Origin of the sequence: Campylobacter estrildidarum, assembly GCF_005406205.1 — a bacterium.
In the GTDB taxonomy this organism is placed as follows: domain Bacteria; phylum Campylobacterota; class Campylobacteria; order Campylobacterales; family Campylobacteraceae; genus Campylobacter_D; species Campylobacter_D estrildidarum.
Window position 1 is genome coordinate 245756 of the sequence record NZ_NXLZ01000001.1, and the last position, 7539, is coordinate 253294.

At 27.7% G+C, this 7539-nt stretch carries 10 protein-coding genes; 3 read left to right on the forward strand and 7 right to left on the reverse strand.

The window, feature by feature from the left end; translation table 11 throughout:
• Window position 1 precedes the first annotated feature (1 nt).
• Together CQA69_RS01210 and hemH are read left to right on the forward strand one after the other, a co-directional pair.
• Window positions 2–862, forward strand: coding sequence for a Gfo/Idh/MocA family protein (locus CQA69_RS01210; protein WP_137620019.1), 861 nt, complete (start codon window positions 2–4; stop codon window positions 860–862).
• A complete protein-coding gene (gene hemH / locus CQA69_RS01215) occupies window positions 859–1764 on the forward strand; it encodes a ferrochelatase (protein ID WP_137620020.1) in 906 nt (301 codons plus the stop codon). The genes CQA69_RS01210 and hemH overlap by 4 nt, the downstream gene beginning before the upstream one ends.
• On the opposite strand, the gene mnmH is transcribed toward hemH, so the two are convergent.
• Genes mnmH through CQA69_RS08905 form a run of 7 tightly spaced genes read right to left on the reverse strand, consistent with a single transcriptional unit; the run spans window position 1754 to window position 6407 of the window.
• Window positions 1754–2758 carry a tRNA 2-selenouridine(34) synthase MnmH gene (gene mnmH / locus CQA69_RS01220; protein ID WP_137620021.1) on the reverse strand — a complete coding sequence of 335 codons (1005 nt, stop codon included), beginning with the start codon at window positions 2756–2758 and terminating at the stop codon, window positions 1754–1756. The two genes, hemH and mnmH, sit on opposite strands and share 11 nt — an antisense overlap.
• The gene (locus tag CQA69_RS01225; protein WP_137620022.1) at window positions 2748–3233 is read right to left on the reverse strand and encodes an HIT family protein; all 486 of its coding nucleotides are present in this window, start codon (window positions 3231–3233) and stop codon (window positions 2748–2750) included. Before CQA69_RS01225 ends, mnmH begins: the two co-directional genes overlap by 11 nt.
• Window positions 3234–3242: 9 nt before the next feature.
• Complete coding sequence (locus tag CQA69_RS01230) at window positions 3243–3953, reverse strand: indole-3-glycerol phosphate synthase TrpC (protein ID WP_407924062.1); 711 nt, start codon at window positions 3951–3953, stop codon at window positions 3243–3245.
• A complete protein-coding gene (locus CQA69_RS01235) occupies window positions 3938–5215 on the reverse strand; it encodes a tetratricopeptide repeat protein (RefSeq protein WP_137620023.1) in 1278 nt (425 codons plus the stop codon). The genes CQA69_RS01230 and CQA69_RS01235 overlap by 16 nt, the downstream gene beginning before the upstream one ends.
• Entirely contained in the window at window positions 5188–5562 is a 375-nt protein-coding gene (locus CQA69_RS01240) for a YkgJ family cysteine cluster protein (protein WP_137620024.1), read from the reverse strand. The genes CQA69_RS01235 and CQA69_RS01240 overlap by 28 nt, the downstream gene beginning before the upstream one ends.
• Window positions 5552–6256 (reverse strand): tRNA1(Val) (adenine(37)-N6)-methyltransferase, encoded by a 705-nt coding sequence (locus CQA69_RS01245; RefSeq protein WP_246023092.1) that lies wholly within the window; start codon window positions 6254–6256, stop codon window positions 5552–5554. The genes CQA69_RS01240 and CQA69_RS01245 overlap by 11 nt, the downstream gene beginning before the upstream one ends.
• A gap of 1 nt (window position 6257) precedes the next feature.
• Window positions 6258–6407, reverse strand: a complete 150-nt coding sequence (locus CQA69_RS08905) for a hypothetical protein (RefSeq protein ID WP_171000283.1) — start codon at window positions 6405–6407, stop codon at window positions 6258–6260.
• A gap of 369 nt (window positions 6408–6776) precedes the next feature.
• On the opposite strand from CQA69_RS08905, the gene CQA69_RS01250 reads away from it, so the two are divergent.
• Entirely contained in the window at window positions 6777–7370 is a 594-nt protein-coding gene (locus tag CQA69_RS01250) for a hypothetical protein (protein ID WP_137620026.1), read from the forward strand.
• Window positions 7371–7539: the final 169 nt, after the last annotated feature.

Sequence of the window (7539 nt, forward strand, 5' to 3'; positions counted from 1 at the left end):
AATGAAAATTGGGATAATCGGACTTGGAAAAATGGGGCAAAATCATCTCAATGAACTTGCTAGAAATTCCCATTTTAAAATCAATGCCTTATTTGATCTTTATCAAAGTCCAAATTTAAGCCAATTTAATAACATTTTTTTTAATGATTTAGATGAATTTATAAAACAAGATAATGATATTATCATCATTGCAACACCTACGAATTCACACTTAGATATTGCAAAAAAAGTTTTAAACTCTGCAAAAGTACTGCTTATAGAAAAACCTTTAGCTTTAAATTTAGCACAAATTGAAGAATTAAAAAAAATTGCACAAAATAAAAAAATAGCTGTAGGTTTTTGCGAACGCTTTAACCCTGCTGTTTTGGCCTTAAAACAAAATTTAAAAAATGAAAAAATCATCAGTATAAATATACAAAGATTTTCACCTTATCCGCAAAGAATCAACGACGTTGGAATTTTACACGATTTAGCTGTACATGATCTTGATCTAATTAGTTTTTTAAGTCAAAAAAATATCACAAAAGCTAAGATCATAAAACGCTTCACTCAAGATGCAAATAGAGAAAGTGAAAGTATTATCTCTTGCGAACTCGGAGAAATTATAGCTTCTTTGCACCAAAGCTGGAATTGCTCTTTAAGGCTTAGAAAAATTCATCTTATTACAGAAAAACATTTTTTTGAAGCGGATTTGGCTAACTTTAAACTATTTAAAGATGATAAAGAAATTCAAATAGAAAAAAACTCTCCTTTATTTAACGAACATCAAGCTTTGCTAAATTTAATCAATAATGAAGATCATTTCTTAGCAAGTATTGATGATGCTTATAGAGTGCAAAAAATCTTAGAGGAAGAAAATTGAAATTAGTTTTATTTTTAAATATGGGAGGGGCTACTAATTTAAAAGATTGTAAAACTTTTTTAAAAAATATGTTTAATGACCCTTATATTTTAGGCATTAAAAATAAATTTTTAAGAAAATTTGTAGCTTGGATGATTACATTATCTCGCACAAAAACCATGCAAAAAAATTATACTAAAATGGGTGGAAAATCCCCTTTAAATGAAATCACACAAAATTTATGCCATAAATTAAATTCTTTACAAAAAGAATTTGTTTTTGATTTTGTAAATTTATATGTGCCTCCTTATGCTAGCGAAATTTTAGAAAAACACTCTTTAAATTCAAAAGATCAAATCATCCTTTACCCACTCTACCCTCATCACTCTTGCACCACTGTAACTTCTTCACTTGAAGTTTTGCAAAAAGAAATTAAAAAATTAAATATTACAAGTAAAATAAAAATAATGGATATTTTTTACAAAGATGCAAATTACAATCAAATGATCGTTTCACACATCTTACATAAAAAAAATCAATTTAATGCTAAAACTCTTATTTTTTCAGCCCATTCTTTACCAATTTCTCTTATACAAAAAGGGGATTTATATGAAAAACACGTCAATGAGCATATTGAAATTTTAAAAGAAAAACTCAAAAATCATTTTGAAGAAATTATTCTTGCTTATCAATCTAAACTTGGACCCGTTAAATGGCTAGAGCCTAGCACAAGTGATATTTTAGCTTCGCTTAAAAATAAAGCTTTAATTTACCCTATATCTTTTTGTATAGATTGTTCTGAAACTATCTTTGAGTTAGGTATGGAATACAGACACTTAGCAACACAAGATTATGAACTCATTTCTTGTCCAAATGATAGTGATGAATTTATCAACTTTATTTTAAAATCTCTTAAAAATTAATTTTATACTTAGTTTTTAAAAAATTTAAAAGCTCTTCTTTGGCTTTTAAAATATCATCTGTATTGAGTCTAAAATCAATTCTTTCTGGTTGCTTATAGCTTTTATCATAGTATTCTAAAAGCATACTAATGACTTTTTCTAATTTTTGACTTTCATAGCTTTGTAGCAAATCTTGCCTAAAATTCATACTCACATAAGGACTAATTCTTTTCACGCATTCTTTAAATTTTAAAGGCGTCATTCTATCTTTATAAAATTTTTGTATCCTTCTTATACGATTTTCTAAAGAACAAAAACAATAAATTTTAAAAGCATTCTGCATACTCTCATACAGCTTTAAAGGCAAGATTATATCTCCTATTTTACGACTTTCGCTTTCTATAAAAGCAAAATTTTTAATTTCTTTCATTGCATAAAAAAGCAAAGATTCAAAAGCTTTTTGAGTAGGTTGATCACCCAAAATATCACCAAAAGAAGATCCTAAATGATTTGCCATTTTTTCTAAATTAATAGCTTGGGGTAAAAGTTCCAAAAGCTCGCTTTTTCCACAACCTGTATTACCACAAAGTGCAAATAATTTTAAATTTAAAGATTTATCAAAATACTTTAGTAAAAAAGCTCTATAAGCTTTAAAACCTCCTTTTAAACGCACTACTCTATAACCTAATTCACTTAAAATCACAGCTATAGCCTTAGAACGCAATCCTCCCCTAGCACAATAAATTCCGACTTTAGATCCTATACGGAATTTTTGAGCGATTATAGGAATATGACAAGACATATTAGCGCATATACAGCTTGCGCCCTCTGCTTTGGCTAAAGCTTGATTTTGTTTATAAAGCGTCCCTATTTTTTGATGCTCATCATCATTTAAAGCATAAAAATTTAAAGCTCCTTGAAAGTGAGAGTGGGCAAATTCTTTTGGACTTCTTGCATCGATTAAAAAATCGAAATTTTCTTGATTAAAATTTTCAAATTCTAATTCACTTAACATTTTTAAAAGCATCAACTAATTTATAATACACATCTTTTAAATCTGTACCACAAACCCTAGTTTCTCCTATAGTTGTAATAAAATTAGTATCCCCAAACCAACGAGGCACCAAATGATAATGACAATGCATCGCAATCCCAGCTCCAGCATCTTTGCTTAAATTCATCCCTATATTTACACCACTCGCGTGAAGTTCATTTTTTAAAATTTTAACGCCTTCTCGCACCCAATAACTCATTTCTTGCCAAATCGCCTCATCTAAATTTTCTATATGCTCTTCATGTAAATAAGGTATAATCATAAAATGTCCCGCAGAATAAGGGTAGCGATTCATTACAGCAAAACAATGCTTAGCTCTAAAAATAACGCCTAATTTTTCATCATCATCTATTTTATTAGCACAATCACAAAAAGGACATTTGCTCTTTTCTTTCTCAAAATATTCACTTCTCCAAGGCGCGTATAAGTATTGCATTGAATTTCCTTAATGATTTGCATTGCTTATTAAAAAAGCATCTATGCCTAATTTTTGCAAGTGTTGTAAATTTTCTTCATCATTTACACTAGCAACAATGATTTTAGAATTTGGAATTTGACCCATAAGTTTTTCACATAATTGCACATAGTTTGAAAAATTTTCATCCTCATTGCAAATACTTACAAGATCAGCCCCAGCTAAAATAGCCTTGCTTAAATCTTCTTTATCGCAAATTTCAACCAAAGCTTCAAGTCCTAAATGTCTTGCAAATTCAAGCAATTTTTTAAGCTCTTTAGTATTTAGCATTTTAGCGATCAATAAAATAAAATCTCCACCATAAACTAAGGTTTCTAAAATTTGATATTCATCGATAATAAAATCTTCTCTTAATAAAGGAATTTGAGTATAGCGACGTATCATACTTAAATTTTCAAGCACGCCATTAAAATGCGGCCAAGTAGATATAGAAAGAGCAGCCACTCCTTTTTTTTCACTCTCTAAGGCCAAGGATAAATTTTGATTTAAATCCTCTTTAATTTGAGGGATCAATTTTATCTCTTGATCTATTCTTTTTAAAGCCTTATGCACATCTTTAGGAAAAAAAGGATTTGAAGCTAAAGATCGACCCAACATATCATAGGGCAAAATCTTTTTTCTCTCTTCAAGTTCTTTTTGAATTTTTTTATAAATTTCATCTCGTTTTATAGCTTTAAACATTTTTTTATCGCCTTTATATGAGCTTTACTTTCTTTAGAATTTGAAAACTCTTTATCTTTAAAAGTTTTTTTCAAAATTTCCCAAGCCTTATAACAATCTCCAAGCTTATAATATCCCCAAGCCAAAGAATCCAAATAATACAAATTCTGCGGATCTTTTTTCAAAGCAAGTTCTACAAATTTAATCCCTTTTTTAACATCTAAATCATAATCAATCAATAAATACCCATAATAATTTAAATATAAATCATTAGTATTTTCATCAATCGCTCTTTCAAATTTTTCTTTTACAGCTTGTATGATTTTAGGTGTAATTTTTTTCTTTAAACTCGCATCTTCAAATTCAAAAACTGCAGCACGCAAAAGGTATTCTTTATTGCGAGTGCGTTGATAAACCTGTATACTTAAATCTTTGGCTTGATTATAATATTTTAATTTTTGATATAAATACAATTTAATATCATCATCCAAATTATATTCTAAGGCGATATTTAAAGCTTGTTTGACTTGATTTTCAGAATTAAGCAACTCAACCGCAGATAAAATAAAATTCTTGCTTTTGGTGATTTCATAAAGCTGAAGATAAACCTCTACTAAAGCTTTATAGTCTTTTTCATCGTTATAAATTTTTGCAAGCAAAATACAAGTTTTTAAAGTACAACCATTTGTTTTTCTAGAATTTTCTAGCAATTCTTTAATGCTAACTGTATTATTTAAAATCGCATAAACGCTTACAAGTTTTAATAAAATTTCCTCATTTGAAGCATAATTATAAGCTAAACGATAGTATTTTGCAGCATTTTTAAGATCATTTTGCTTCACCAAAATATCACCATATAATTCTAAATTTCTTGGATCATTATTTTCTTTTTTTAAAAGCTCTTGCACTAATTTTTTAGCATTTTTAAGATCATGGGAATTAAGATCATAAAGGGCACTAAGACGCTTAAGATTGTCATTTTGATTTAAATAAGGCTTTACCATTTTATTGATTTCTTTTTTTTGATCAAGATCATTGACTAAAGTAATCAAAAATGCATTTTCTAAAAAATGAGTATTATTATAATCCTCAAAAAGCTTTAAAAACTCATCTCTGGCTTCTTTATCTTGGTGAAAATACTCATAATTATAAGCTTTCATCACCCTTAAATCAAATTCATTACTTTTAAATTTTTTATAATCAGGATAAACAACGACGGTTTTAGAACCAGCGCAAGCACTCAATAAAATAGCGATTAAGATAAATAAGTAATTCCTATACATTCTTTTTTTAATTCCTGTTGATGTGTTTTAAAATATTCCCAAAAAGGAAAGGTGCGACATTGCATCGGACGATAATCATAAATTGAACAATTTCTATTTATGGGATCAAAAAAGATACACGCATATCCACCTTCAAATTCAACTTCTTTAAAGCTCATTTTAAAACCCACTTTTTTAAGATATTTTAAAGCAAATTCTTCTTCACTTAAGCCCAAATATTCTCTTAAATTTTTAAGTTCTTCTTTACTTGCAAAAATATTACCACTATCACCAATGCAACATTTTCCGCCACAATTTTGACAAGCATTTTCGTCAAAACAATAAGGAAAATCTTTTTTAAAAATCATAACTTTCCAACCTAAACTTAGAGTGAATTGCTTGCATTTTTTCGCTTAAATCTCCGTTTTCATAAACAAACAAAGGAGGCAAGATCTCGCAAGGGGACTTCACGCTTTTTCTTGCACCAATCAAAATAAGTCTTGCTTTCTCATTTTTATTGCTATGTACAAAACAAATTTTAGTCATTTTTAGCTTTTTCTTTTCTAAAATCGTGCAAATTTGATCAAAAGCCAAAGCTTCATAACAAAAATACAAAACACCCCTTGGTTTAAGCATAGAATTTGCCTTGCAAATAAACTTATCTAAAGGCAAATAAGATTGAAATTTGCTAATGCTTTTATGCTTGTTTTCGCTTTTATAAGCACCTTGTCTATAAAAAGGGGGATTAGATACTATAAAATCGAATTTTTTTTCAATTTTAAATTTTAAAAAATCATCGCAAAAAATTTCAGCCTTAATATGATTTTTGTCTAAATTTTGTCTAATAAGTTTTATATTTTCTTCTTGAATATCGATTGCAGATAAATTTAACTTTTCATTAAATGCTTTAAGCAAAATACCTAAAACACCACAACCTGCCCCTACATCTAATAATTCATTTTTAACTCCGCAATTTAAAACAAAATCGACCAAAATTAAAGAATCACTATTGTAACGGTATCCTTCTTTTAATTGTGCCAATGAAACCATTTCTTTTTTCATTTTAATGAGTAGGAATTTTAATGCGTTTTAAAGGATTTTCTTGACTTTTGTTTTGCTCTTTGTCAAATGTATTATTATGATCAAAGTCTAAAAAATTTTTAGCAAAAAGACCAAGACTTAAAAAAATAATAAAAAAAAATAATCTAAACATATTAAAAACCTTTTACTTTACTTTGTTACCAATGCTTATCATACATTAAAATTATAAATTTATACTGATAAAATAAATTATTTTATAAAGAAAATTTAAAATCGAAATAAAATTGTTATTTAGATTTTAAACAAATTAGTTTTAATTTGCTTTATCAATAAACCACTTTAATAATTTTAATCAATATTTTACAAATTTACACACTATCATTAAAATATATTAAAAAAATAAAAAACTTTTAAAACGCTAAAAATTCATTATAAACATTATCCAAATATCTATAAAATAGAATTTTTAAGAATTTGATTAAAATTATCATTTATGATAAAATGATTTTATGTTATATTTTTACATAGAAATAGGTAAATTATGATCAAAAAATTATTAAGCGTTGCAACTTTAGGCGCTTTATTAGCAAGTTCTGCTTTTGGGGATGATTTTCTAGCTAAAGTTAGCAATGGTGCACTCAGTGATAATAGTGCAGGTGTTAAAGTTCTTAGTCTTAATGAGATGAAAGATGTTAAGGGTGGGTATGGGCTTTTTAGAAATAGCACCGGATCTAATGTTTTTATTTTTCAAAACATTAATTTAGGTATGACAAAGTTAAGTCAAATTGGTGTGGTTGTAGGGGTTACTGAATATGAGTATAGAAATAAAGTTCTTTGTGGTCTTGGCGGAGATGGTTGTTCAGACTTATACACCAATAAACAAGCTTACAGTAATCTTGCGTCGATTGCCAATCCAGAATTAGGAGAGTATTTAGCTGTAACTGCAACAAAATTTACGCTTATAGGTCCTTTTGGAATTCCTCAAGTTAAATTTTCAAATGGTGGCATGGTTGTAGGTATAAGTGGAGATACAATTTATAAAATTAGAAGTGCAAATGTTAGCAGTAGTGTTGCTCGAGAAGTTTTAAATCGTGTAGGTAATGATTTAAATAAAATTCTTGTTACTCAATTTTAATGATTTAATTTCACAATTTTAAATTTTGGAATAGAATTTGCTTTTTATTCCAAAATAAAATAAGGATTAGAACAATGTTAAATTTTAATACAGGCTTTGGCAATAATCTCTTTACTAATTTAAACATTAATGTTAAAAAAAATCAAAGTTCTTTAAATTCTTCTAATAG

Coding starts and splice junctions, on each gene's coding strand:
- CQA69_RS01240 (WP_137620024.1), bottom strand. CDS start 5,562: ATGATTTTTAAAAAAGATTTTCCTTATTGTTTTGACGAAAATGCTTGT.
- CQA69_RS01230 (WP_407924062.1), bottom strand. CDS start 3,953: ATGTTTAAAGCTATAAAACGAGATGAAATTTATAAAAAAATTCAAAAA.
- CQA69_RS08905 (WP_171000283.1), bottom strand. CDS start 6,407: ATGTTTAGATTATTTTTTTTTATTATTTTTTTAAGTCTTGGTCTTTTT.
- CQA69_RS01235 (WP_137620023.1), bottom strand. CDS start 5,215: ATGTATAGGAATTACTTATTTATCTTAATCGCTATTTTATTGAGTGCT.
- CQA69_RS01210 (WP_137620019.1), top strand. CDS start 2: ATGAAAATTGGGATAATCGGACTTGGAAAAATGGGGCAAAATCATCTC.
- mnmH (WP_137620021.1), bottom strand. CDS start 2,758: ATGTTAAGTGAATTAGAATTTGAAAATTTTAATCAAGAAAATTTCGAT.
- CQA69_RS01245 (WP_246023092.1), bottom strand. CDS start 6,256: ATGAAAAAAGAAATGGTTTCATTGGCACAATTAAAAGAAGGATACCGT.
- CQA69_RS01250 (WP_137620026.1), top strand. CDS start 6,777: ATGATCAAAAAATTATTAAGCGTTGCAACTTTAGGCGCTTTATTAGCA.
- CQA69_RS01225 (WP_137620022.1), bottom strand. CDS start 3,233: ATGCAATACTTATACGCGCCTTGGAGAAGTGAATATTTTGAGAAAGAA.